Here is a 25,399-nt window from a genome sequence, read left to right as displayed (position 1 = left end):
CTGCAAAGCCGTCGGCCGGACCTGGCGCTTCAGCGCCTGGTCCAGCCCCATGCAACGCGCTCCGGAATCATGTCCCGGCGCGCAGGCGCTTACTTCTTGCCCTGCGCGAACAGCTCGTCGAGCTTGCGCTCGTATTCGTGATAACCGAGGAAGTCGTACAGCTCGGCACGCGTCTGCATCGTCTGCACGGCTTCCTTCTGCGTACCGTCGCGGCGCACCGTCTCGTAGAAGTTCAGCGCGGCCTTGTTCATCGCACGATACGCGCCGCAGCAGTACAGCGCGATATCGACGTTCGCCTCGCGCAGCTCGTCGACCGTGAACAGCGGCGTCGAGCCGAATTCGGTCAAGTTCGCGAGGATCGGCACCTTCACGGCGGCCTTGAAGCGGCGGTAGTCGTCGAGCGTTTTCATCGCTTCCGGGAAAATCATGTCCGCGCCGGCTTCGACGTAGGCCACCGCGCGCTCGATCGCCGAGTCGATCCCTTCGGCGGCGGCGGCGTCGGTGCGCGCCATGATCACGAACTGGTCGTCGGTGCGCGCATCGACCGCTGCCTTGACGCGATCGACCATTTCCTCGATCGGCACGACTTCCTTGCCCGGACGGTGGCCGCAACGCTTCTGGCCGACCTGGTCTTCCAGGTGCACGGCCGCGACGCCGGCCTTGATGAACGAGCGCACGGTGCGCGCGATGTTGAACGCGCCGCCCCAGCCGGTATCGATGTCGACCAGCAGCGGCAGGTCGGTCGCGTTGGTGATCCGGTTCGCGTCGATCAGCACGTCTTCCATCGTGCTGATGCCGAGGTCGGGGATGCCGAGCGAGTTCGCGGCGACGCCGCCACCCGACAGGTACACGGCCTTGAAGCCGACGGCCTGCGCCATCTTGGCTGCGTAGGCGGTGATCGCGCCGACCACCTGCAGCGGCTGCTCCGCCGCGACTGCCGCGCGGAATTTCGCGCCGGCGCTCTGAAGATGCGTATTGCTCATGAACGGCCTCCTGAAGGAACGACCATTAACAGCAAGGACCGGGCCAGCTCGCCCAACGTCGCTAACCCACTGATTCTTAAGCAACCGGCACGGGCGTCGACGTGCCCGGGGATTTCAATTCAGCAATTTCATGTTTCAAAAATGAAATCGCGCGCGCATAATCGATCGTCATGGACCTCTCCTCGACCAAGCCCGTCGGCCCGGCCGATCGCGCGGCGCGCCCGCGTATCTGGGCGATGGGCATCAGCCGCCTGCGCGACCTGTTTCGCGAGATCGCCGGCGAATTCGACGAACGCGCCGACGTGCGCATCGTGACGCGCGCCTATGAGGATGCGCTCAGCGCGATCGCCGAGGCCGGCACCGCGCGACCCGACGTGATCGTCGCGGCCGGCTCGAACGGCGGCTTCCTGAAGACGCGTGCGCAGGTGCCGGTGGTGGTCGTGTCGCCGACCGGCTTCGACGTGATGCAGGCGCTGGCACGCGCTCGGCGCGACGCGTCGCGCATCGCGCTCGTCAGCGCCGGGGAAACGCCGCCCGAAGTGCGCCGCTTCGTCGCCGCGTATGGCCTCGACGTGCAGTTTGCGTCATATCAGTCCGCGCAGGAAGCGGAAGCCTGCGTGCACGACCTGCACGACCGCGGCATCGAGACGATCGTCGGCCCCGGCCTCGTCACCGACCTCGCGGCCAGCGCCGGCATGGGCGCGGTGTTCCTGTATTCGCATGCATCGGTGCGCAAGGCCGTCGAGACCGCGCTCGAAGTCGCGTATGCGACGCACGCCGAGGCGTTCCGCCGCCAGCGGCTCGACAACCTGCTCCAGCACCTGCGCGACGGCGTGGTCGCGCTCGACGCACACGGCCGCGTGGAAGCGATCAACGAACGGCTTGCGTCGGCACTCGGGGTCGAACCCGCAGCGGCTGTCGGCCGCGCGCTCGTCGACCTGCGGCCCGAGCTGCGCACGCTGCGCGGCGAGGACGGCGACGCACTCGCGACCGTGCGCGGCGTGCGCTACGTCGTGCATCGCGGGCCGCTCGTCGATCGCGGCGTCACGTCGGGCAGCGTGCTGACGTTCCAGGAATCGCGCGCGGTCGAACGGCTCGACCGCGCATTGCGTTCGCAGCCCACCACGCAGCAGTTCGCCGCGCGCTACGCGCTCGACGACGTGGTGGGTGCATCCGTACCGATGGCACGTGTACGCGAGCTCGTGCGCCGCTACGCGAAATCGGATGCGACCGTGCTCGTGCTCGGCGAAAGCGGCACCGGCAAGGAAATGATCGCGCAAAGCCTGCACGCGCTGTCCGCGCGGCGCAGCTACCCGTTCGTCGCGGTCAATTGCGGCGCGTTTCCGGAAGCGCTGCTCGAGAGCGAGCTGTTCGGCTATGAGGAAGGCGCGTTCACCGGTGCACGGCGCGGCGGCAAGACCGGCCTGTTCGAAGCCGCCCACCGCGGCACGCTGTTTCTCGACGAGATCGGCGAGATGCCGCCGTCGCTGCAGAGCCGGCTCCTGCGCGTGCTGCAGGAGCGCGAGGTGATCCGCCTCGGCTCGACCGAGCCGATCCGCATCGACGTACGCGTGATCGCCGCGACGCACCGTCCGCTGCTCGTGGCCGTCGAGGCCGGCACGTTCCGCGCGGATCTCTATTACCGGCTCAACATCCTGAATGTCGGCCTGCCGCCGCTGCGCGAGCGCGCCGCCGACATCCCCGCACTCGCGGCCACGCTGCTCGTGCAGGCCGCACGGCGCGAACCGCGCCTCGCCGAGCGGCTGCGCGACGCCGACGATGCCGCGCGCGTGCTCGGCGCGACGCAGGCCGCGCTTGCGCGCTACCGGTGGCCCGGCAACGTGCGCGAACTGCAGAACGTGATCGAGCGGATCGCGGTGGAACTCGCCGAGGAAGCCGATGAAAACGATCCGGCCGCCGCGTGCGGCGCGCTCGATCCCGACGCGCTGCAGGCGATCGCACCCGAGCTGTTCGCGGCACCACCCGACGCGGCCGACAGCGACGATGCGCAGACACTGCACGCGCGCCGCCGTCGCGCGGAAGCCGACGAGATCCGCGCGGTGCTCGACGCATGCGGCGGCGACCGCGACCGCGCGTGCGCGATGCTCGGCATCAGCAAGACGACGCTGTGGCGAAAGTTGTCGGTGAAATAACTCGGGCGGCTGCCGCGCGGTGAACGGGCCGACCGTCAGTCGGCCTTGTGATAGTGGCGGTACGCCTTCGCGCGATTGCCGCACGACGACATCGAACACCAGCGGCGGCTGCCGTTCTTGCTGTCGTCGATGAACAGCCACTGGCAGGCGTCGTTCGCGCAACGCTTGACCTTCGCGAGCCGCGCACCGCCGAGCAGGTCGATCGCCGACCACAATACCGGGCTCAGCAGCCCGGCCAGCGTCGCACGCCCCTCCCCGATCCGCCACGCATAACCGCCATCGACGCGTGCCAGCGCGACACGCGGCGCCGCTTCCGCCAGGAAGCCGCCGAGCAGCGCGAGATCGTCCGCCTGCGGCTCGCGCTGTTCGGCCTGCGCAAGAAAGAGCCGATACAGCGCCTCGCGCAACGCGAGCGCGTGCGCGAGCATCGCCGGCTCACCGGCCTCTTCGCCGTGCGCCTGACACGCTTGCGCCAGCCCGGCCGGCACGCCGGCGTGGTCGCGACACCACACCAGCAGGTCGTCCATCGTGCCGAAGGTTTCCGTCGGCGGATCGCTGCCGCGCCAGTACAGCGTGTTCGCGAAATCGATGCTCAGGGTTTCGGGCGGCGCCGGAATCAGGCAGTCCATCGTGACGGAAGGTTGCGTATCGCTCATGCCCGGATCGTATCTAACCGCCATGCCGGTTGACAAGCCCGCGAGCGCTTCCTAACATAACCAGCATGGTAGTTATAAAAGGTTTGCTGCACTGACACCCGCCTCAGTTCAAGGAGCCACAGATGATCGATCGTCTTTTGTCCGGCGTTATCCACAACCACCGCGGCCGCGCGTTCTACGACAGCACACTCGGCACACTCCGCTACAAGCGGCCGGCATGGTGGTTATAAGCAGGCTTGCCGCGCTGACGTCCCTCTTCAGTCCAAGGAGCCACACATGATCGATCACCTTTCGTTCGGCGTTGCACACGTCGGCCGCAGCCAAGCCTTCTACGACAGCACGCTCGGCGCGCTCGGCTACAAACGGCTGCATACCGACGACGAATCCATCGGATACGGCGCAACCGAGCCGCAGCTGTGGCTGCAATATGCGCGTCGCCCTGTCGCCCCCGATCCCGACTCGGGGATGCACCTGTCGTTCAAGGCCGCTTCGCCCGTCGAAGTCGACGCGTTCTACCGTGCCGCACTCGAGCACGGCGGCCAGGACAACGGCGGGCCCGGCAAGCGCGACCACTACGGCCCCGGCTACTACGCGGCGTTCGTCGTCGACCCCGACGGATATCGGCTGGAAGCGCATTGCGAACTCGACAACGTCGTGTAATCGCGCTCGCGTCACCAAAGACAAGGGCCCGGTTCCGCGCCATGCGGAATCGGGCCCTTGCTATTGAACGGCCGGTAGCGGTCGCTCGACGGAATCGCCGGGTGCGTGGCTATCGCGCGTCGCGCGTGTGCTGCAGTTGCTCGCCGAGTCCTTCGACACCGAGGCGCACCGTCTGGCCGGCCTTCAGGAATACCGGCGACGGCTTGATGCCCATGCCGACGCCCGGCGGCGTGCCGGTCGTGATCACGTCGCCCGGCTGCAGCGTCATGCAGCGCGACAGATAGGCGATCAGCTGCGCAACGGTGAACACCATCGTGCGCGTGTTGCCGTTCTGATAGCGGTGACCGTCGATTTCGAGCCACAGGTCGAGACGCTGCGGATCGGGCACCTCGTCGCGCGTGACGAGCCACGGACCGATCGGGCCGAACGTGTCGAAGCCCTTGCCCTTGTCCCACTGGCCGCCGCGTTCGATCTGCCATTCGCGCTCGGACACGTCGTTGACGACGCAGTAGCCCGCGACGTAATCGAGTGCGCGCGCTTCGTCGACGTCCTTGCAGGTCGCGCCGATCACGACACCCAGCTCGACTTCCCAGTCGGTCTTGACCGAGCCCTTCGGGATATCGATGCCGTCGTTCGGGCCGCAGATCGAGCTCGTCCACTTGCCGAACACGACCGGCTCCTTCGGCACCGGCATGCCGGCCTCGGCCGCGTGATCGGCGTAGTTCAGGCCGATGCCGATGAACTTGCCGACCTGCCCGACGCACGCGCCGATGCGCGGCTCGCCCGACACCAGCGGCAGCGTGGCCGGATCGATCGCGCGCAGCCGCGCGAGACCCGCGTCGGACAGCACATCGCCGGACAGGTCCGGCACCTGCGCGGACAGGTCGCGAATCCGGCCGTCCGCGTCGAGCATCCCGGGCTTTTCCTGGCCGGACGGGCCATAGCGAAGCAGTTTCATCGTGGTCAACCTCTGTTGTCGAATGGGACAGGATACCGGCCGACGCGGCCTTTCGCGGCCGCGCGCCGGACTGATTGTCGATCGTCGATTGCGCGCGTCGACGCCGCATCCGGCATACGGTCGACGCGCGAGGGTCGCGCGGGCGCAGCGATCGCGGCGCCGCACGGAAGTATGGCGCGCATCGAACGGGCGGCCGCCGGTCTGCGCATCGGCGACGACGGCCCGGCACCCGCGACATGGTCCGGCCGATACCGGCCGGTTTCACGCGCGGCCGCACCGTCGCTGGCCCGCCAGCCTTTGTACCATCGGCCGCGCGCCGTGAAATGACGCGCGACGGATACCGACTATTGGTGCGCCCGCCGGCGCTGCGGCGCAGCATCGCGGGCAGCGCCACTGCCCGATTTCCTTTCGAACACCTTGAACCCGTGCCACCTGTCATGAATACCGGGTATTCGGGGCTTCCCTGTCATCCCGAACGGGAATCGATCCGTTCTTATCCGGTAACGATCGGTAAAAAGACGCTGCATTGCACACTAAATGTTTGTTGTTAAGCTCAAACGGATGGCGTTCGTCGCCACACGCGGGCGCGACACAAGCGTGTTGCAGAATCGGTCAGCGTGCGTCGCCAATCGATCGAAAGTAATCCCCCAACTTCACACCGACAATGCAAACAACCAACGACCTGCTTCCCGGCTGCGACGCACGGGAATCGATGGGCGCAATCGACCGCTATCGCGCACCCGCGCTCGACAAGGGTCTCGACATTCTCGAACTCCTGTCGGAGCAGAAAGAAGGCCTCACCCGCACTGAAATCACGAAGGAACTCGGCCGCAACGCGAGCGAAATCTACCGGATGCTCGAACGCCTCGTCGCGCGCCGCTACGTGATGCGCTCGACCGGCGGCGACCGCTACACGCTCAGCCTCAAGCTGTTCTCGCTCGCGCACCGCCATCCGCCGATGAGCCGGCTGATCGCCGAGGCGTTGCCGCCGATGCAGCGCTTCGCCGATGCCTCCGAACAATCGTGCCACCTGTCCGTCTACGATCGCGGCAACCTGCTCGTGATCGCGCAGGTCGACGGGCCCGGCCCGTGGGGCGTGTCGGTCCGGCTCGGCTCGCGTGTCGGGCTCGCCGATACGGCATCGGGGCGCGTGATGCTGGCGTTCCAGGGTGCCGAGCAGCGCGCGCACATGCTCGCCGAGCACCGCAAGGTCAAGGGCGAAGCGCCATTGAACGAGCAGGAACTCGCGTATGCGTGCCAGTCCATCCGGCAGGACGGCTACCTGCGCGAGGACAGCCGCCAGGCGTACGGCGTGACCGACCTGAGCGCACCGATCCTCGGGCCGTCGGGCCATGCGATCGCGGTGCTGACCTGCCCGTACATGCGCCGGATCGATGCGCATATGGCGCCGTCCGTCGACACGGTCGTCGAAGGGGTGCGCGAGACGGCCGCCCATCTGTCGATGTGCCGCGACGAGACCTGCTGACGCGCAGGCCCGACGGAGCGCAACGGGGGCGGCGCAATCGCGTTGCCCCCGTTGCGCGCAACCCCTCTGCGGAGCGCGATGCACGGTGCCATATCGTGCCCCCACGGCGCTACGCTAAAATAGCGGCCCTCTCAAAAACTACGGCGGCCGGTTGTCGCGGCCGTCGTGTCCGATGGATGTCATGGCCAAACTTCTGAACGATCAAGAATTCCAGCGTTTCTCCGAACTTCAGCAGAAGCAGGCAAGCTTCACGATCACGCCCGAAGAGGCGGACGAGCTGCGCGATATCGTCGCGCGCGCGCAGAAGAAGCGCGACGATCGTACCGCTGCAATGCAGGCGATCGAGAGCTACATCGAGCAGTTCGACATCACGCCCGACGAACTCTTCTCGCCCGAACAGATCGGCGACGCGGCCCGCACCTACGGGCTCATCACGGCGACCAAGAAGGAACGCACGCTGCCGCCGTCGATCACGTTCAACGGCAAGCCGTACCAGTGGACCAAGACGCTTCCGGACGACGTGCGCGGCGCGCTGTTCGAAGCGTTCACGTCCGGCGAATCGGTCAAGCGCTTCATCGCGATGCCGAAGGACACTGCGCGCTGTGCGCTGACGATCGCCCGCCTCGAACGCGAAACCGGCGCCGTCTATGCCGATCCGCACCTCGAGGAACTCGCGATTTCGCGCGACCAGGTGAACGACGCAGCGTCGAAACTCGCTGCCTGAATGTCGCCACGGGCACGGTTCATGCGTGCCCGCACCCGCATAACGCCGGCCCAGGCCGGCGTTGCGCTTGCGGGAGACGTGCATCCGAGTGCTCCCGAAAAGCCTCACCTTTGCGTCCCGCAAGCGCTCACCTGACCCTCCCGAATAAGCTCACCCAGGCTCCCGGAGACTCTCACCCAAGCGTCCCGGATGTCCTCACCGACACTTCCCGCAGAGCCTCACCCATGCGCCCCGGAAAGGCTCACCGGCGGCTCCCGAACGTGCTCACCGGCCGTTCCCGGGAAGGCTCACCGAGTGTTCCCGTATCGGCTCACCAAGCGCTCCCGTATCGACTCACCCCAACCTTCCCGGAGAAGCTCACCGGCAGCTCCCGAAAAGTCTCACCTTTTGGGCAAGTTCGAGTTTTCGAGGGTGGAATGCGGCGGTAAATGCGTGCGGACACCTTGTCTGAAACAGCGCTGTGGGGCGGATATCGCGGCAAGCGGTACGCGTCTCGCGGTGCCGGACCGGTGCCATTCGTGCGTCGATATTTCCGCTGCGAACCGGCGCCGACACGTTCTCGGTTGCTTCGCTCGCGACGCAGGTGTGAATGCTCTGCGTTCCTGACCGGCAACATGCCGAACGCGCCAGGAGGCCGGAGACTTCCACCGCACGCAGCGCCCCCGGGCGTCGAGCCGCCGACAGGCGCTACGGCTGCAACTTCATCCTGAACCCCACGACGCCTGGCTCCTCCGTCGTCGACACCGCAAACCCGCACGCCTTCGCCAGCGAGATCATCGCCGTGTTCTCGCGCAGCGCCTCGCCGATCATCCATGTGGTTCCGCGCGAGCGCGCGTAGTCGATGATGCGCGTCATCATCAGCCGGCCAAGCCCCTTGCCCTTCTGATCGGGTCGTACGGCGATCGCGAACTCCGCCGTCTCGTTGTCGGGATCGGCCACCGCGCGCGCCACCGCGAGCGTGTGGTCGCGCCCCGACACATCGGTGAACGACACGATGAAGGCCATCTCACGGTCGTAATCGATCTGCGTCATGCGCGCGACCTGCGAATGATCGAAGCTGCGCACCGCGCCGAAGAAACGCATCCGCAAATCCTCCGGCGTCATCGCGCCGAGCAGTTCGTTGTGCGCGGCCTCGTCTTCCGGACGGATCGGGCGGATCGTCACCGTCTCGCCGCGCCACTCGAGCGTCTGCTCGAGGTGGCGTGGATACGGCATGATCGCGAGCCGGCTGCGCCCCGCCGCCAGCGTGATGCGCGGCGCGATCACGTGCGCGCGGTCGGACAGCACGCGCAGCGTGACCGACATCGCAACGACTTCACGCACGTCGCAGACGACCTGCGACAGCGCCGTCAACGCATCGAGCGTCGGCTCGATGGGTGTGCTGCGTGCATACGGTGAGCGCTCCATCACCGCGCGGGCAAGCACGGTGTTCAGCGGCGGCAGGCCATAGACGACGAACGGCGCCGATACGCCGTCCGCGGGCGGCACGGCATAGCGAAACACCGGGCCGAAGTTCGAATCGTCGTACATGTCGACGGTGACATCGACGACTTTCTTTCCGGCCGGCTCGACGGCAGGCTCCCCCTGCAGCCCAAAATGAGACAGCCAGTGCAGCGCGGCGTCGCCGGTCAGTTCATGCTGGCCGGCTTCGACCCTCCGGCGCGCGTCGGCCTGCGCGGATGCCACGCACTCGGCCGGCTGGGGCGGCGTGCCCTCGGGCGTTTGCATCAGCAGTTGCCGCCCGAGGTTGTAGTCGACGAGACGCGCATACGCGCGCGCGAGCCGCTGCGGTGTGGTGTGCACCGGAATGCCGTTCGCGTGCAGCGCATCGCGCGTCGCCGCGTCGACCGCGCCGAAGAAACACGCGAGGATGCCGCGATGCGCGTACTGCCGTGATTCGATCAGCGTATGCGCCACCGCCTCGGCCGGCGCGCTGTGGGAAGTCGAATGGACGACGAACAGCGTGCCCGTTTGCGGGAACGGCGCGAGCGCCTTGATCGCCGCGGCGAAATGCTCGGGGCGCGCATCGTCGCCCAGCGTCAGCGGATTGCCGGGCGATGCGAGATGCGGCAGCGCCGCCGACACCGCCGACGTGGCCGCGGGCGACCAGTCGGTCAGCACATCGCGCACCTCGGCCACCGCATCGACCGCGAGTTTCGCGACACCCGCATCGCTCGTCACGAGCGTGGCCGCGCCGCGCGCCGTGACGCGGCCGACGCCGAGCGTCTCGATCTCGTCGAGCAGATCGTCGAGCGCATCCACACGCACCATCCCCGCGCGCTGGAATGCCGCCGTATAGAGCGCGTCGCCCGGATCGGCGCGGCCGGTGCGCAATGCGAGCACCGGCTTGTTGCGTGCGGCCGCGCGCGCGGCCGACATGAACTTGCGCGCGGCGCGCACGGTATCGAGTTCGAGCAGGATCGCGCGCGTGCCGGGATCGCTCGCGAGATAGTCGAGCACGTCGCCCGCATCGACGTCGGACTCGCCGCCGAGCGCGACGACATGCGAGAAGCCGAGGCCCCGTGCGTCGGCCCAGCCGAGCACCGCGTTCGTCAGCGCGTTCGATTGCGACACCCATGCGACGCCGCCCGATCGCGCCGTGTAGGCTGGCGCGCCGAAATGCGCATGCCGTGCAGGCGACAGCACGCCGAGGCTGCCCGGCCCGACGATACGGAGCACGAACGGCTTCGCCGCCTTCAGCGTGCGATCGAGCGCGGCGCGATCGGCATCGGTGCGCGCCTCGCCGACGATCACCGCAACGCGCGTGCCGAGCTCGCCGAGCTTGCGCACGATGCCGGCCCAGGTCGCGGGCGGCGTGCAGATCACGGCCACCGACGGCGGCGCGGGCAGCCGGCCGACATCGGCAACGACCGGATGCCCGTGCAGCTCACGATACTTCGGATTGACGGGCCACACGGGCCCCTCGAATGCACCGTCGAGCACGCGCGACCACACCATCGCGCCGATACTGCCCGCGCGCGACGACGCACCGACGACCGCAACGGACTTGGGCTGGAACAACGCATCGAGATGGCGGACGGTCACATCGGCTCCCTGCGGTAACGAAAGACGACCCGATCGGCATGCGGCACGGGCAGGCCAAACGCCGATCGACGCGAACCCCAAGCATAGGCGAAGCGCATGCGGCTGCCTATATGCTGAACGGCCGACTGTTCGACCCACGTCAACGCTCGCATCATGGCCCTGCAACACCAGTATGGAAGCCGTCGCCGCGCGCCGTCCGAGCACCTTCGCTCGGCGCACACGGTGCAGGCATGCAGCGCGACGCTGCGTGCGCTTCGTCCGCTTCGTCAAAGGTGAGGATTTACAGGAGCCATGGTGAGACTCTTCGGGAATTGCACGGCGCCACGCGCCAACACACGAAAGGTGATCGGAGTTCGCAGCACGCGTGCACCACGGGAATCGCGCAGGCCAATGCGCATGTGCTGCGCAATTGCACGGCTGTTTACCGGAATTCGCCGCGATATCCCGTCGAATCGCAGCGAATTCACAAAACGGGATCCGTTCATTGCGCGGCGTCGCAGTTCAATACGCCATCGGGAATCGCGCCGGACATGCACAAAAACAAAACGGTGCGACGGCCGCATGGCCGTTCGCACCGTCAGTCAGTACGCGAAAGGTGAGGTTTTTCGGGAGTCAGTCCTTGATCAGGAAACGCTCGCGATTCTTGCCGAGCCAGGTCGGCGAGCGCCCGCGGCCACTCCAGGTTTCACCCGTCTTCGGATTCAGATATTTCGGCGGCGACACACGCTTCGGCTTGGCTGCGCCAGCGGCCGCGCCCACCGGACGAAACCCGAGCTCTTCCGGCGTAATGTCGTATTCCTCGATTTTCGCGCGGATCTCGGCAATCGCATCGGCAATCGCCTTTTCACGTTCCTTGTCGATTTTTTGCTGAAGCCGTTCGAGCTGCGCGGTCAGTTGCCTGTAGGTCGCCATATGGATGGGACTCCGTGAGTGTTATTCGTGAAAAATAGATGACGCTCAGCCAACAGAAAAACACTTCGCCCGATCGTGACCGCCTCAGCCGGTTATCTCGGGATCAATAACCGCTCTTTTTCTTGCACGCGAAGAGAAGATTTCGCGTGGCGTCATCGCTCGATTGCTGAATCACTTCGAAATCGCCGTTGCAGATCGCCCGCGCGTTGTCCGTGCAATTGCTCCAGTCGCTACCGGTGCATTGCACCTGGGTAGTCGGACGCCCGTCCGAAGTGAACAGCGGCGCGCTGCCGCCACACCCGCCGAGCCCTGCAACCAGAGCCAAAACAACGGCCGCCCGAGGCCACCGACAGACCGACGCAAGCATGTGTTTCATTATGGTTCCCGTCAACCTTTTTTTGAATGTCGCGAGTATGCCATGCGCGGCCCGTCGGCCGTCAGTTCGGCGTACGGTCGGGTTGCCCGCGCGCCTTGTACGGCAAGCGCTTGCGTGGATCGTCGGTGATGCGAACGAACACCTGCTCGACGTCGGGAAGCGCCTCGAGTTCGCGCTGCAACGCCGGTTGATCGAACGCCGTATCCGCACATCCTTCGACGTAAATGAAACGTCGCTGCACGGTGATCCACAGGCTCGTGCCATGCAGCCGATCGGAGCCGGCGAAGTGCGCCTTCACGGCGTCGGCGATCGGTGCGTCATACATATAGGAATTCGGCTTCGTGCAGCGATGCGCGAGCCAGCAGGTGGTGCCGCGTTCGGCGCGGTAATGCGCGTCGTCCGTCATCTCGGCCCGGGTCATCCACGGGCCGAGCGGCAACGGGCATTCGGCCACGTCCCGCGACAGCGCGATGAAGGGATCGTTGTACCAGTTGCGCCGCGCCTCGGGTGCATCGGTGTCGCCCGACTGCGCGAACGCAGCGGTCGCCAGCAACATGGTCAGCCACCCTGCGATGCCGATCCGTTTCATCGTGATCTCCTGTTCGATGCTTCACGTTCGAGCGCGTCGACCTGGCCGTCCGGCTTACCGGTCGATGCCCAGCGCCGCCAGTTTCTTGTACAGCGTCGCGCGGCCGATCCCGATGCGCGCGGCCGCTTCCACCACCTTCCCGTCGCAGGCCGCCAGCGCATCGGTCAGGAACTGGCGCTCCCACGCCGCCAATGCATCGGCATACGAAGCGGCCGGCGCAGCAACGCGCTCGCCCGCGCGCCGTTCGACCGGCGGCACGGCCGGCGGCTGCGCCGGTGCGGCCGCGTCCGTCGAGACGCGCATCGGCCCCAGGAACGGCGCGAGCGCGCGCGCGTCGATCACCGACCGGTCCGACAGCATCAGCGCACGTTCGAGCGTATTGCGCAACTCGCGCACGTTGCCCGGCCACGGATACGCACACAGCATCCGCAGCGCATCGTCGGTCAGCTCGCAATGGGCGGCACGCCCGTGCTGCGCGGCCAGCTCCTCGAGCGTCGCGTAGACGAGCGCAGCGATGTCGGACGCGCGCTCGCGTAGCGGCGGCGCGTGGATCGTCAGCACGTTCAGCCGGTAATAGAGATCCGCGCGAAAACGCCCGGCCGCGACCAGCGCCGGCAGGTCGGCGCTCGTGGCCGCGATGATCCGCACGTCGGCGCGCACGATCCGGTTCGAGCCGACCGGCTCGAATTCCTTGTCCTGCAGCACGCGCAGCAGCTTGCCCTGCAGCGGCAGCGGCATGTCGCCGATCTCGTCGAGAAACAGCGTGCCGCGATCGGCCAGCTCGAACTTGCCGATGCGCCCCTTGCGATCGGCGCCCGTGTACGCACCGGGTGCCGCGCCGAAGAATTCGGTTTCGAGCAGCGTGTCGGGAATCGCGGCGACGTTGACGGTCACGAGCGGCTGGAGCGCACGCGCCGACGCCGCGTGAATCGCATGCGCGAGCAGTTCCTTGCCGGTGCCCGTCTCGCCGAGCAGCAGCACCGGCGAATCGACCTGCGCGGCGCGGCGTGCCTGGCGCTTGGTTTCGAGGCTCGCGGCGCTCGTGCCGACGAAGCTCGCGAACGTGTATTTCGCGCGGCGCGCCTGCGCGAGCGAACGCTGCGTCGCGATCAGCTGCTGCTGAAGCTGGGCGTAGCGGGAAAAGATCGGCGTGAGCGTCTTCAACTGGTCGAACAGCGCAAAGCCGATCGCGCCGACCGTCTCGCCGGCCTCGTTCTTCAGCGGCAGGCGCGTGACGACGAGCGGCTCACGGCCCGTCTCCATGATGTCGAGCAGGATCGGCTGCCCGGTCGACACGACCTCGCGCATCAGGCTGTTCGGGATCACGGCCTCGCAGTCGAGGCCGACGGCCTGCTGCGGATCGGCGAAACCGAAGCGCGCCGCGTACCGCTCGTTCATCCACACGACGCGCGCATCGCGATCGACGACCACCGTGCCCGCGCTCGAATCCTCGAAGGTCCGGAACAGCGACTCGGCGGCGCGCCGCAGCACGTCGCCGTAGTTGACGGGCAGGCGGGCCCAGTCGTTCATCATCGTGTCGTCGTCTCCGTGTATTTTGGGCGGGTTGTCTCCGAATCGAGACGGATTATCTCACTCCGGAGACACGCCGCAACGCGTTGTCCGGGAAAGCCCTGCCCGATTCCGCGGGCTGGCCGAACGGCCATTTCGTCTCCGGATGGAGACATTTTATGTAGAATCCTCAGACAACGACCGGCGCGGGCCCGCCGGTCTCCGGCGGACCCATGTCCGGCGGCGCACTCCGGCCGATGGCACGAAACCTGCACGAACCTGAGCCGGTCCGCGGCGCGTCCCGCGATCGAACAACAACCAAAGCCATTAGGAGACTCCCTTGTCTTTCGTGATCGTCCTCGCCGCGCTGGCGTTCCTGATGTTTGCCGCGTATCGCGGCTACAGCGTGATCCTGTTCGCGCCGATCGCCGCGCTCGGCGCGGTGCTCCTGACCGAACCCGCCGCCGTCGCACCGGTCTTCTCCGGCATCTTCATGGAGAAGATGGTCGGCTTCGTCAAGCTGTACTTCCCGGTGTTCATGCTCGGCGCAGTGTTCGGCAAGGTGATCGAACTCTCCGGGTTCTCCGAGTCGATCGTCCATGCGGCGATCCGCTACATCGGCCGTTCACGCGCGAATGCGGTGATCGTCGCGGTGTGCGCGCTGCTCACCTATGGCGGCGTATCGCTGTTCGTCGTGGTGTTCGCGGTCTATCCGTTCGCGGCCGAACTCTATCGCCAGAGCAACATCCCGAAACGGCTGATGCCCGGCGCGATCGCGCTCGGCGCGTTCTCGTTCACGATGGATTCGCTGCCCGGCACGCCGCAGATCCAGAACATCATCCCGACCACGTTCTTCAAGACGACCGCCTGGGCCGCGCCGGTGCTCGGCACGATCGGCTCGCTGTTCATCATCGTCGTCGGCCTCACGTATCTCGAATGGCGCCGCCGTTCGGCGATGGCGAAGGGTGAAGGCTACGGCACGTCGCTCGTCAACGAGCCGGAGCGCGTCGAGACCACGTCGCTGCCGCATCCCGCGCTCGCGATCCTGCCGCTGATCCTGGTCGGCGTGTCGAACTTCGCGTTCACGAAGCTGATTCCGCAGTGGTACGGCGCCGCGTCGTACACGGTCGCGCCGGACGTGCTGCCCGGCGTGCACGCGCCGGTCACGACGTCGATCAAGACGGTCGTCGCGATCTGGTCGGTCGAGGCTGCGCTGCTGCTCGGCATCGTGCTGGTCGTGCTGACCGCATTCAAGCGCGTGAGCGGCCGCTTCGCGGCGGGTTCGAAGGCTGCCGTCGCCGGTGCGCTGCTCGCCGCGATGAACACCGCGTCGGAATACGGCTTCGGCGGCGTGATCGCCGCGCTGCCGGGCTTCCTCGTCGTCAGCGATGCGCTGAAGAGCATCCCGAACCCGCTCGTCAACGCAGCCGTGTCGGTCAGCTCGCTTGCCGGTATCACGGGCTCGGCATCGGGCGGCATGAGCATCGCGCTCGCCGCGATGTCGGATCTGTTCATCAAGGGTGCGCAAGCCGCGAATATCCCGCTGGATGTGCTGCACCGGGTCGTCGCGATGGCCAGCGGCGGCATGGACACGCTGCCGCACAACGGCGCGGTGATCACGCTGCTCGCGGTCACGGGCCTCACGCACCGCGAGTCGTATCGCGACATCTTCGCGGTCACGATCATCAAGACGCTCGCGGTGTTCTTCGTGATCGCCGTGTACTACACGACGGGGCTCGTGTAACACCCCGCGGCGGCCCGTCTCCGGGCCGCCGCCCGCCGGCCGCGTCGATGCGGCCGGCCGCTCCGCCACTCTCCACTCCGCCCCCCCTTTCGCCGCACGCCGCCCACGCGTGCTCGCCGGCTCACGCATTGTTATCCGCAGCGGAACACTACGTTGGTCGCAGCGGCATTTTTCGCGCGACGGGCGAGGCCTACACTGCTTTCAACGGTGACCGCATGCGATCGGCACCGTCGAAAACCTGGAGGTATCCGCTCATGAACCCGCTCATCCGCACCATCGCCGTCGCTGCCGCCGTCGCCGCGCCGCTCGCCGCGCAGGCGCAAACCAGCCAGCCGCTCACGCGCGCCGAAGTTCATGCCGAAGTGGTTGCACTGAGAAAGGCCGGCTTCCAGCCGAGCGACTGGTTCTACCCGGCCAGCATTCAGGCCGCCGAAGCGAAGATCGCGCGGCAGCAAGGTGCGCCGCGGGCCGCGGGCGCCGGCGACGGCAATCGCGGCACGTACTCCACGGGTCAATAGTCCGATTTCGAATCCGCCGGCCGTGCGCGCATCAGCGCCTCGTTCGCGGCTCACGGAGCACGCACCGCACCGTCCGCTCAGCGCGGCTCGATGCTCGCTTTCGCGTAGGACTCGCGTTCCAGGTCGAGTATTTCCGCGCTCAGCTGCAGGTGCGTGCCGGGCGGCGCAACGACGTGCCGCTTCAGTTCCGCCAGCACCTGGTCCGACAATTCACGTTTGACGTCGATCGTCCGGCCGCTCAGCACCGCAAGCTTCGCGTGGACGAACGCGCGCGGCGCCGGCGATGTGCCGACCGCGAAGGCATCGAAGCGCAGCGCGCGGCTCTTGATGTCGAGCTCGTTGAAATGACCGGACGCGGCAAGCGCGGCATTGAGCGCGCGCAAGGTCGCGCCGGCGTCGAACCCGTCGAGGTTCGCGGAATATTCGAGCGTCAGGTGGGGCATGGTGTCGGTGGCCTCGTGGGTATCGGGACAAGCGCCGGAAGGCATCCCGACAGCCCACGCAGTGCCACCGGATCTATGCCTTGACCGGCTGGATCAGGCGCGCGCAGGCGCTTGCCTGCGGATCGCCGGCGGGCAGTTTCCCACAGATGCCGTCGAACTGCTTCACGACCGACCTGACCGATGCCTCGTGCGCACCGCTGCTGCGCCACTGGTTCAGCTGCGTGACGACCTTGGTCAGCGCGCGCAGGTTCGCGCCGTAGAACGCATCGCGCGTCTTGTCGGCCTGCGCGAGCACGCTCGCGGCAATCCCTTCGATGCGCGCCGAATCGTCCGGCGCCAGTTGGACCGCATTCGCAAAGTAGGTCGCGCCCCAGCGCAGCTTCGTCGCCGGCCCGCTCGCCGAATCATAGGCCTTGCGGTACCAGTCGAGCGCCGCGGCCTTGTCGCCGCGCGCCTTCGCATTCGCAGCCAGCCCGGACATGAAGTAGTACGGCGTGGACGAACGCGTCAGCTCGGTCTTCAGCAATGCATCCGACTCGTCGTACAGCCCCGCGTCGGTCAGCGTGTCGGCCCCTTCGCTGACGAGCGCCTGCCGCTCATAGGCATTCGCGGCGCCCTGCACCGACGCGGCGATCTGCTTGCGCGCCGCGTCGACCAGCGCCGGCGCGGCCAGCGGTGCCCCCTTGCGTGCTTCGCCGCGCGCGAGCAGCACGCGACCGTGCAGCGCCATCAACCGGTCGATCGACGACAGCGTGGTATCGGTCGACAAGCGCGCGAGGGCCGTGTCATAGGCGCCGCGCAATTTCGCGCGCTGCGCGTCGTCGACGCCGAGATACGCGACCACGCGCGCGGGCGCCGCAACCAGCACGTCCGAATCAGCGCGCGACAACACCGGATCCTGCAGCACCGTGCGCAACGAATCGGCAAGCGCCGCCTTGTCGAGCGCGCCGGCCTGCGCCGGATCGTCGGAAGCGGCGACCACGGCCGACTTCAGCGCAAAACGCGCCGATTCGGCCTTCGCGCCGGCCGCGCGTGCGCGTTGCGCGAGCGACTGCAGCGTCTCGGCGACGCGATCGGTCGCCACCGGCAGCGCGCCGTCGGTATCCCACGAATAGTCGGCCAGCAGGCGCCATTCGTCCGGCGTCAGCGACGCACCATTCTTCAACGCGGTCGCGAGCGTCTGCCGCACCGGGTGCGCGGCCGTCATCCCGAGCGACAGCGCCTGCATGTAGCGATCGAGATCGGCTTCGCCCGGCAGCCGCGTCACTTCGGTGCCGTCGGGACGGAACAGGATCATCGTCGGGTAGCCGTGCACCTTGAAACGCTCGCCGAGCTTCTGCGCGCTTTCGGTATCGCCGTCGAGATACACGGGCACGAAGAACGACGAGCGGGTCTTGAATGCCTGCTGGCTGAAGATCGTCGACTTCACCTGGTTGCACGACGGGCACCACACCGCGCCCCAGTAGAGCAGCAGCGGCTTGCCGGTGCGCTTCGCCAGCGCGAAGGCGGCGTCGACGTCGCCGTGCTGCCACGCGATGCCGGGCGGCAGGTGCGCGCCATCAGGCGCGGCGCTCGCCGCCGGGGCGTTTGTGGGCGTGGCAGCGGCAAGCGCCGCACCCGCGGCGGCAAGCAGGCAGGCGGCAGTCAGATTCCGGAGAGCAGTTTTCATCGAAGCGGGTCCGTTGAAAGAGACGGTTGCGGGAAGGTGCGGCGCGCGAAGCGATGGTTGCGAAGTCACAACCATGAAGCGATGACGATGAAGCCTGCCGACGTGCAACGCCGCGCATGATCGTTTCGGAAAAACGCACACCGGCCGAGGCGGCCGGCAAATCCTTCGACGATACGACGCGCACAGCCGGGCGAAAACGAACGAATTCTCAAATGAATATGACGCGCGGCATCGCGGCCGCGCGTACTGTCAGATACGTGTCGGCCGGGCCTTCACTGCCGCGGCTTGATCCGCGCCATGTGATACACGGACGCATGCATGCCATCGCGCAATGCATAGCCCGGCGATTCACCCTCGACCCGGAAGCCATGCTTCTCGTAGAGCGCGACGGCCGCGCGATTGTCGGTGAACACGGTCAGCTCGAGGCGCGTGACGTTCAGCCAGTTTTCCGCGAGATCGATCGCGGCCGCGAGCAACCGGCTGCCGACGCCGCGCCCGTGGTGCGTCGCGTCGACCATCATGCCGAGCCCCGCCGCGTGGCGACGGCGCGGATTCTGTTCGGGGTGCAGGCCGAGATGGCCGACCACCACGCCGTCGATTTCGGCGACGAGGCTCACGCCGTGCTCGCGCACGCCGTCGAGCCGCTTCTGCCATTTCTCGAGCGACGGAAACGGATGCTGCAACGTATTCGCGTACACCGCGGGATGCGCGGCGATTTGCCGGATCGCGTCGACGTCGTGCGTCTCGCTGTGCCGGATCGTGATGTCGGTCATGGGTGGGCCGGGTCCGAAAAGTCGCGCCAGTCGCGCGGGCTGCGCACCTGCGCAGCAACGTGTCGAGCTTATCCGATTTCACGCATTTGAAACATGGGCGTCATGCGATGCCGTTGCACCCGCAACGATGCGCGATCACGCCACGCCAAGCCATCGCGAACCGGAAAAAACTGACCGATTCTCATACCGCAGTCGGTAATTCCTGACCCATTCCGTCGCGCATCGCTTCCCCATTAATCGTTGCGCACACAACGTCATCCGCGCGACATGCGATGTCATGTCTTCATCACGTCGACGTCACGCCGCCTCCCTAGACTGGGCGCCGCCCAACCCGGCATGCGCCGGGCCGGCGTGTGCCGACGTCCTGGCCGCGCATCACGAGCGCGCGTTGCACGGGATCGCGGCGACGGCCAAGGCATCCGCGCAGCACCACGCATCGCGCGCGATGCGCACACCTCCGCCACGCGCGGCCGATGCACTCGTACGCACACGCCGCGCGAATCGTCCCAGGGGGGCGATGCACGGGCGCCGCCAGACGAAGTCACGAACGCTCCCATCATCACAGGACCCGAACGCCATGACGTCACGCCGCAAATTCCTCCAGCAAACCGCTACTTCCGGCCTCGCCGCCGCCGCACTGTCCGCGTTTCCGCCGAGCATCCGCCGCGCGCTCGCGATTCCCGCGTTTCACGAAACGGGCACCATCCAGGACGTGAAGCACGTCGTGCTGCTGATGATGGAGAACCGCGCATTCGACAGCTACTTCGGCACGTTCAAGGGCGTGCGCGGTTACGGCGACCGCTTCGCGGTGCCGTCGCCGAACGGCCGCGACGTGTTCTACCAGACGTACACGAAAGCGACGCCCGCCACCACCGTCACGCCGTATCACCTCGACGCAAACCAGGGCAACGCGCAGCGCGCGGGCGGCACGCCGCACACGTGGGCCGATGCGCAGGCCGCGTGGGACCACGGCCGGATGAACCGCTGGCCCGACGCAAAGACGCCGCTGTCGATGGGCTATTACGACGCGGCGGAAGTACCGTTCCAGCGCGCGCTCGCCGATGCGTTCACGCTGTGCGACCACTACCACTGCGGAATGCACACGGGCACGATCGCGAACCGCCTGTTCTACTGGAGCGGCACCAACGGCCCGAACGGCATCAGCCCGGCCGACGGCAGCCGCGTGAAGATCGCCGCGCTGAACAACCAGTTCAACGGCGGCAACGACATCGGCCCGTCGAGCCAGGGCTGGACCTGGACCACCTACGCCGACCGGCTGCAGCAGGCCGGCGTGAAGTGGAAGGTGTACCAGAGCCTGATCGACAACTTCGGCTGCAACGAGATGATGAGCTTCCGCCACTGGCGCGCGGCGATCGAGCAGATGCCGCCCGCGCGCCGGCCGGCGTACGTCGCGTCGACCGACATCACGCAGCCGGTGACGGCGGCCGGCGCGTTCTACGATCCGGCGATCGACGATGCGCTGAGCCCGCTCGCGAAGGGGTTCGGCAACACGATGCCGTACGGCTTCCTCGAATCGTTGCGCGACGACATCCGCAACGGCGCGCTGCCCGAGGTGTCGTGGATCATCCCGCCGTCCGTGTACAGCGAACATCCGGGGCCGTCGAGCCCCGCGCAGGGCGGCTGGTACGTGCAGGCCGTGCTCGATGCGCTGACGGCGAACCCGGAGGTATGGAGCAAGACCGTGCTGCTGGTGAACTACGACGAGAACGACGGCTTCTTCGACCACATGCCGTCGCCGGCCGTGCCGTCGCGCAACGCCGACGGCACGCTCGCGGGCGGCCATACGCTGCGGGACGCCGACGTCGCCGCCGAGTACCACGACTTCACGCCGGCCACGTCGAGCCAGCCGGCGACCGACGGCCGCCCGTACGGCCCGGGCCCGCGCGTACCGATGTGGGTCGTGTCGCCGTGGAGCCGCGGCGGCTGGGTCAACTCGCAGGTGTTCGACCATACGTCGACGCTGCGCTTCCTCGAACAGCGCTTCGGCGTCGCGGAGCCGCAGATCAGCGCGTACCGCCGCGCGGTGTGCGGCGACCTGACGAGCGCGTTCAACTTCCGCTCGCCGAACAACGAACCGCTGCCGACGCTCGCGGGCCATACGACGAAAAGCCAAGTCGACGCGCTGAGCGCCGCGCAACAGGCCGCGCCGAAGATCGTGCCGCCGGCCGCGCCGTCGCTGCCCGCCCAGGCGAGCGGCGTGCGCCCGTCGCGCGCGCTGCCTTACGAACTGCATGCCAGCGCGCGTACCGATGCCAGCACCGGCACGGTCACGCTGAAGTTCGCGAACACGGGCCGCGCCGCCGCCGTGTTTCACGTCTATGACAAGCTGCACCTCGACCGCCTGCCGCGGCGCTACGTCGTCGAACCGGACAAGACGCTGCACGGCGACTGGGCCGCGCGCGCCGACAACGGCGGTAAATATGACCTGTGGGTGCTGGGCCCGAACGGCTATCACCGCCGCTTCACCGGCGACCTCAGCCGCCTGGCCGGTGCACACGCGCCGCAGCCGGAAGTGCGCGTCGGCTATGCGGGCGCGAGCGGCAACCTCCACCTGAAACTGCGCAACCACGGCGGCGGGACGGTGCGCTTCACCGTGAAGTCGAACCAGGTCTACGGGCCGCTGTCCGGCCGTGGCGCGCACGACGATCGCGGTCGCGGCCACGGCAACGAGGACGGCAACAGCCAGGGGCATGGCCACCGTACCGGCACCACGTGGACGGTCACGGTGCGCGCCGGCGACCAGGCCGAGCTGCACTGGCAGCTCGACTCGACCGGCCATTGGTACGACTTCATCGTCACCGCGGACAGCGACGCGAGTTTCTCGCGCCGCGTCGCCGGCCGTGTCGAAACCGGCCGCCACTCGGTCAGCGACCCGGCGATGGGGCTCGCCGACCGCTTCTGATGCCGCCGCGGCGACCCGCGCTGCGCCGCGTGTCGCCGCCCGGGCCGGCCCGGCCGCGAACGGCGGTCAGGCGCCGGCCGCGGCTGTGCCCGATCCGGCGCAAACGCCCGCCCGGCGCGGCTCAAACATCAGATGGATCGATGGTTCAGCCCTCAATTCCCCCCAACGAAATTGCTCCGAATTGCGGCCCGTTCGCGTTAAACTGCGCCAAGCTGCATTCAACAAAGACATCTTCGCCACTACGGCATCCACGATACGAGGATAGGTTCGATGCGCACTACCGGCTCATCCGGGGCAATGACCCTGCTCACCGAACACGACCCGACCGACGGTCGCGAACTGCGCTCGCTCCGGCTCGAAGCAACCGGCGACGGCAAGAGCGTGCTGCTGATCGAGATCGACGAACGCAAGCCGGGCATCCACCGCGAAGTCCGCTACGAGATCACGCCGGCCGAACTGATCGCGGCGATCCGCTCGCACGGCGCCGAGCTCCCCGGCGAAAACCACGGCGCCGCGTCGCTCGCCCGCACCTCCTCCTGATTTCGAACGGTGAGCCGCGCGCAACGCGCCGGCTCACCGCACCCGCCGCCGCCGTCAGGCACTTTGCGTTATTCCCGCCGCTGACTTGAAAAAGGCCGATAATCGGCCCATCTGCGTGCTTTCCGCGCGCGTTTCCTTTTCGGCCAGCCGTCATGCTCCTCCGCGACCTCGTCGCCCAATACGGGCCGCTTCTCGTCTTCGCCAACGTGCTCGCGGCGGCCATCGGGCTGCCGGTGCCCGCGATGCCGACGCTCGTGCTGTTCGGCGCGATGTCCGCGATGCATCCGGCGATGATCGGCTCGCAACTGGTCACGGTGGTCGTGCTGTCGGTGCTCGGCGCGCTGATCGGCGACACGGTGTGGTACCTCGCCGGCCGGCGCTTCGGCGGCACGACGCTGAAGACGATCTGCCGCCTGTCGCTGTCGCGTGACAGCTGCGTGAAGAAAACCGAACGCTTCTTCGGCCGCTACGGCGTGCGCGTGCTCGCCGTCGCGCGCTTCATTCCGGGGCTGTCGCTCGTGTCGGTGCCGATGGCCGGCGCGTTCGGCACGCGCTATCGCACGTTCCTCGGCTACGACGCGCTCGGCGCCGCGCTGTGGACGATCGTCGGGCTGATGGTCGGGCTGATGTTCGCTCGCCAGATCGACTGGCTGTTCGCGGGTGCGGGCCAGCTCGGCCGCGCGGCGCTGCTGGTGGCCGTCGCGGTGCTGGCCGTGTACGCGGCGATCCGCTGGATGCGCCGCCGCGCGCTGATCCGCCAGCTCGCGAGCGCGCGGGTCGGCGTGGACGAGCTCGACGCGATGCTGCGCGATACGACCGCGCCGGTGATCCTCGACGTGCGCTCGCCCGAGCACCGCAAGCTCGACCCGTTCACGATTCCCGGTGCGCAGTTCGCGGACGAACGCCAGATCGGCGACATCGTCGCGCGCTATCCGTTCTCGCAGAAGTTCGTCGTGTACTGCTCGTGCCCGAACGAGTTCACGGCCGCGTTGATGGCGAAGCGCCTGCTCGACGCCGGCTTCACCGATGCGCTCGCGCTGCGCGGCGGCCTCGATGCATGGCGCGATACCGGCCGCCAGCTCACGTCGCTCGTGGAAGAGATGCCCGCTGCGAACGATCCGGTCGCGGGGCTGCACAAGCCGGCCTGATCGCGTCGATCGAAGGCCGGCCGTGCGAAGTGGGGGCGCCTGCGCCCCCTGCGATCAGAACGCGTGCAGCGGCAGGTTCACGACCAGGCGGTACTCGGTGTTCGTCGCGTCCGAGTAGTGTGCCGAGCCGGCGTGCCACATCGCGATGAACGTGACCTTCGTGTCCTTCAGCTTGCCGCTCTGGAACGTGTACGACGGGATGAAGCCGAACTCGTGGTGACGGCCCTGCACCGGCGCGCCGTTGCTCCAGTAGATGCTCGACTTGCTCGGGTCGTTCGCCGCACCCGCGCTGCCGTCGGCCCCCCAGCCCGTCACGCCCCAGACCATCGCCTTGAAGCCCGGCAGGCCCGCTTCCTTGCCGTAGAACGTGTAACGCAGCTGCAGCGACTTTTCGTGCGGCGCGTTGTAGTCGACGTCCATCGAGTTGGTCAGGAAGATGCCGTTCGTTTCGTTCAGGTAGTCGAAGAACTGGTCGCCGAGCACCTGCTGGAAGCCGAGCAGCAGCTCGTGCGGGCCGTGCTGCGCGGCCAGCGACAGGCTGTAGGCGTTGTTGTTGATCTTGCCTTGCAGCGCATCGCCCGTGTCGTGCGTCGAGTAGACGTTGCCGAATCCTGTCCACTTGATCGTCTGCGGGCTGCCGATGCTGTGCTTCACCGACGCGTAGTACTGGTGCCACACGTCGTCGGCCTGGTTCGCGTACAGCGCGACTTCGCCGTTCGGCGAGTAGTCCCACGTGCCGCCGACGTACGACAGGCGGTTGATGCGCGTGCCGCCGTATTGCGTCGTCAGGTTGGTGAGCGTCGTGTGACCGCGCGCGTCGGTCTTCGTGAAGCTGCCGGCCTCGAGCATCACGTTCTTGAATTCATTGCTGACGAGCGTCGCACCGAGGAACGTCGGCGGCAGCGCACGGTTGTCGTGCTGCTCCATGAACGGGTTGTCGACGGCCTGCAGACCGTACTTGACCACCGTGTTCGAGATGCGCGCCTTCACGTCGTAGATGCCGGGATAGGCCCACGCGAGCTGGTTGCCGCCACCGCCGCCCTTCGCGATGTGCACCATGCTGCCGGCGCCCTGGCCGCCGTCGAGCTTCAGCGCCGCATACAGCGACGCGTCGAAACCGATGCCGATCAGGCCCGTCGTGTAGCCCGACTCGAAGTTCGCCATCGCGCCCTGGACCCACGCGTGGCGATGCGGCCCGCCCTTGGCGTCGAGCACGTCCGCGTAGTTGCGGAACAGGAAGTTGAGATGGCTGTCGGCGATGAAGCCCTTCGACTGCGACTGCGCCGACGGCTCGTCGGGCGGCGTGACGGCCTGGTTCGCTTCGGCGTTGATGACGGCGTTCGGGGTCGTTGCCTGCGCAACGGTCGTGCCCGGTGCGGCCTGCGCGACCGTCAGCGGTGCGGGGGCCGCGTCGTCGGCGTGCGCAACGCCCGTCAGCGAGACACCGGCGAGTGCCGGCAGCCCCCAGGCAAGCAGCATTTTCGATGCCGTCCCGATCGTCTTCTGTTTTTTCATCGTAATTCTCGTCTTGTGTTGATATCGTCCACGCCGGTTGCGATCAGCGCCCGGCCCCCCGGCGCGCCCGATCAA

21 protein-coding genes are annotated in these 25,399 nt (G+C 67.5%); 9 read left to right on the top strand and 12 right to left on the bottom strand.

The features are described 5' to 3' along the window. Nucleotides 1–89 precede the first annotated feature (89 nt). The gene (prpB, locus tag CFB34_RS04670; protein ID WP_039349639.1) at nt 90–983 is read right to left on the bottom strand and encodes a methylisocitrate lyase; all 894 of its coding nucleotides are present in this window, start codon (nt 981–983) and stop codon (nt 90–92) included. A gap of 170 nt (nt 984–1,153) precedes the next feature. On the opposite strand from prpB, the gene prpR reads away from it, so the two are divergent. Continuing rightward, nucleotides 1,154–3,136 carry a propionate catabolism operon regulatory protein PrpR gene (gene prpR, locus CFB34_RS04665; RefSeq protein ID WP_089441417.1) on the top strand — a complete coding sequence of 661 codons (1,983 nt, stop codon included), beginning with the start codon at nt 1,154–1,156 and terminating at the stop codon, nt 3,134–3,136. 35 nt (nt 3,137–3,171) lie between these two features. On the opposite strand, the gene CFB34_RS04660 is transcribed toward prpR, so the two are convergent. Then, a complete protein-coding gene (locus tag CFB34_RS04660) occupies nt 3,172–3,816 on the bottom strand; it encodes an ABATE domain-containing protein (protein ID WP_089441416.1) in 645 nt (214 codons plus the stop codon). A 252-nt stretch (nt 3,817–4,068) separates the two neighbouring features. On the opposite strand from CFB34_RS04660, the gene CFB34_RS04655 reads away from it, so the two are divergent. Then, nucleotides 4,069–4,452 (top strand): VOC family protein, encoded by a 384-nt coding sequence (locus tag CFB34_RS04655; protein WP_089441415.1) that lies wholly within the window; start codon nt 4,069–4,071, stop codon nt 4,450–4,452. Between the two features lie 109 nt (nt 4,453–4,561). On the opposite strand, the gene CFB34_RS04650 is transcribed toward CFB34_RS04655, so the two are convergent. Then, entirely contained in the window at nt 4,562–5,410 is an 849-nt protein-coding gene (locus CFB34_RS04650) for an ureidoglycolate lyase (protein ID WP_089441594.1), read from the bottom strand. 664 nt (nt 5,411–6,074) lie between these two features. On the opposite strand from CFB34_RS04650, the gene CFB34_RS04645 reads away from it, so the two are divergent. Together CFB34_RS04645 and CFB34_RS04640 are read left to right on the top strand one after the other, a co-directional pair. Then, nucleotides 6,075–6,896 carry an IclR family transcriptional regulator gene (locus CFB34_RS04645; RefSeq protein WP_089441414.1) on the top strand — a complete coding sequence of 274 codons (822 nt, stop codon included), beginning with the start codon at nt 6,075–6,077 and terminating at the stop codon, nt 6,894–6,896. A gap of 172 nt (nt 6,897–7,068) precedes the next feature. Beyond that, nucleotides 7,069–7,620 (top strand): hypothetical protein, encoded by a 552-nt coding sequence (locus CFB34_RS04640; protein WP_039349620.1) that lies wholly within the window; start codon nt 7,069–7,071, stop codon nt 7,618–7,620. Between the two features lie 687 nt (nt 7,621–8,307). On the opposite strand, the gene CFB34_RS04635 is transcribed toward CFB34_RS04640, so the two are convergent. From CFB34_RS04635 to CFB34_RS04615, 5 genes are all read right to left on the bottom strand, one after another. Next, nucleotides 8,308–10,665, bottom strand: coding sequence for a GNAT family N-acetyltransferase (locus CFB34_RS04635; protein WP_089441413.1), 2,358 nt, complete (start codon nt 10,663–10,665; stop codon nt 8,308–8,310). Between the two features lie 612 nt (nt 10,666–11,277). Continuing rightward, nucleotides 11,278–11,577, bottom strand: coding sequence for an H-NS histone family protein (locus CFB34_RS04630; protein ID WP_089441412.1), 300 nt, complete (start codon nt 11,575–11,577; stop codon nt 11,278–11,280). Between the two features lie 103 nt (nt 11,578–11,680). After that, nucleotides 11,681–11,953, bottom strand: a complete 273-nt coding sequence (locus CFB34_RS04625) for a hypothetical protein (protein ID WP_081421152.1) — start codon at nt 11,951–11,953, stop codon at nt 11,681–11,683. A gap of 61 nt (nt 11,954–12,014) precedes the next feature. Beyond that, a complete protein-coding gene (locus CFB34_RS04620; RefSeq protein WP_089441411.1) occupies nt 12,015–12,542 on the bottom strand; it encodes a BON domain-containing protein in 528 nt (175 codons plus the stop codon). 54 nt (nt 12,543–12,596) lie between these two features. Next, on the bottom strand, nt 12,597–14,075 hold the full coding sequence (locus tag CFB34_RS04615; RefSeq protein ID WP_089441410.1) for a sigma 54-interacting transcriptional regulator: 1,479 nt from the start codon (nt 14,073–14,075) through the stop codon (nt 12,597–12,599). 316 nt (nt 14,076–14,391) lie between these two features. Here CFB34_RS04615 and CFB34_RS04610 point away from each other — a divergent pair, with 316 nt between their 5' ends. Continuing rightward, complete coding sequence (locus CFB34_RS04610; RefSeq protein WP_089428826.1) at nt 14,392–15,795, top strand: GntP family permease; 1,404 nt, start codon at nt 14,392–14,394, stop codon at nt 15,793–15,795. Nucleotides 15,796–16,049: 254 nt separating this feature from the next. Then, nucleotides 16,050–16,313 (top strand): DUF4148 domain-containing protein, encoded by a 264-nt coding sequence (locus CFB34_RS04605; RefSeq protein WP_089441409.1) that lies wholly within the window; start codon nt 16,050–16,052, stop codon nt 16,311–16,313. A gap of 77 nt (nt 16,314–16,390) precedes the next feature. On the opposite strand, the gene CFB34_RS04600 is transcribed toward CFB34_RS04605, so the two are convergent. The 3 genes from CFB34_RS04600 to CFB34_RS04590 all read right to left on the bottom strand — a co-directional run bounded on the left by CFB34_RS04600 (nt 16,391) and on the right by CFB34_RS04590 (nt 19,198). Continuing rightward, complete coding sequence (locus CFB34_RS04600; RefSeq protein ID WP_089441408.1) at nt 16,391–16,756, bottom strand: 5-carboxymethyl-2-hydroxymuconate Delta-isomerase; 366 nt, start codon at nt 16,754–16,756, stop codon at nt 16,391–16,393. A 73-nt stretch (nt 16,757–16,829) separates the two neighbouring features. Beyond that, a complete protein-coding gene (locus tag CFB34_RS04595) occupies nt 16,830–18,425 on the bottom strand; it encodes a thioredoxin family protein (protein ID WP_089441407.1) in 1,596 nt (531 codons plus the stop codon). 272 nt (nt 18,426–18,697) lie between these two features. Beyond that, a complete protein-coding gene (locus CFB34_RS04590) occupies nt 18,698–19,198 on the bottom strand; it encodes a GNAT family N-acetyltransferase (protein ID WP_089441406.1) in 501 nt (166 codons plus the stop codon). A 577-nt stretch (nt 19,199–19,775) separates the two neighbouring features. Here CFB34_RS04590 and CFB34_RS04585 point away from each other — a divergent pair. The 3 genes from CFB34_RS04585 (at nt 19,776) to CFB34_RS04575 (ending at nt 23,809) form a co-directional block, all read left to right on the top strand. After that, nucleotides 19,776–22,121 (top strand): phospholipase C, phosphocholine-specific, encoded by a 2,346-nt coding sequence (locus CFB34_RS04585; RefSeq protein WP_089441405.1) that lies wholly within the window; start codon nt 19,776–19,778, stop codon nt 22,119–22,121. A gap of 270 nt (nt 22,122–22,391) precedes the next feature. Further along, nucleotides 22,392–22,661, top strand: coding sequence for a hypothetical protein (locus CFB34_RS04580; RefSeq protein ID WP_039349596.1), 270 nt, complete (start codon nt 22,392–22,394; stop codon nt 22,659–22,661). A gap of 152 nt (nt 22,662–22,813) precedes the next feature. After that, on the top strand, nt 22,814–23,809 hold the full coding sequence (locus CFB34_RS04575) for a DedA family protein/thiosulfate sulfurtransferase GlpE (RefSeq protein ID WP_089441404.1): 996 nt from the start codon (nt 22,814–22,816) through the stop codon (nt 23,807–23,809). A gap of 54 nt (nt 23,810–23,863) precedes the next feature. Here CFB34_RS04575 and CFB34_RS04570 read toward each other — a convergent pair whose 3' ends face one another. Further along, nucleotides 23,864–25,324, bottom strand: a complete 1,461-nt coding sequence (locus tag CFB34_RS04570; RefSeq protein WP_089441403.1) for an OprD family porin — start codon at nt 25,322–25,324, stop codon at nt 23,864–23,866. Nucleotides 25,325–25,399: the final 75 nt, after the last annotated feature.

The sequence above is a fragment of the Burkholderia sp. HI4860 genome, from assembly GCF_002223045.2.
Taxonomy (GTDB): Bacteria; Pseudomonadota; Gammaproteobacteria; order Burkholderiales; family Burkholderiaceae; genus Burkholderia.
This window is presented reverse-complemented; position numbering and strand designations above follow the sequence as displayed.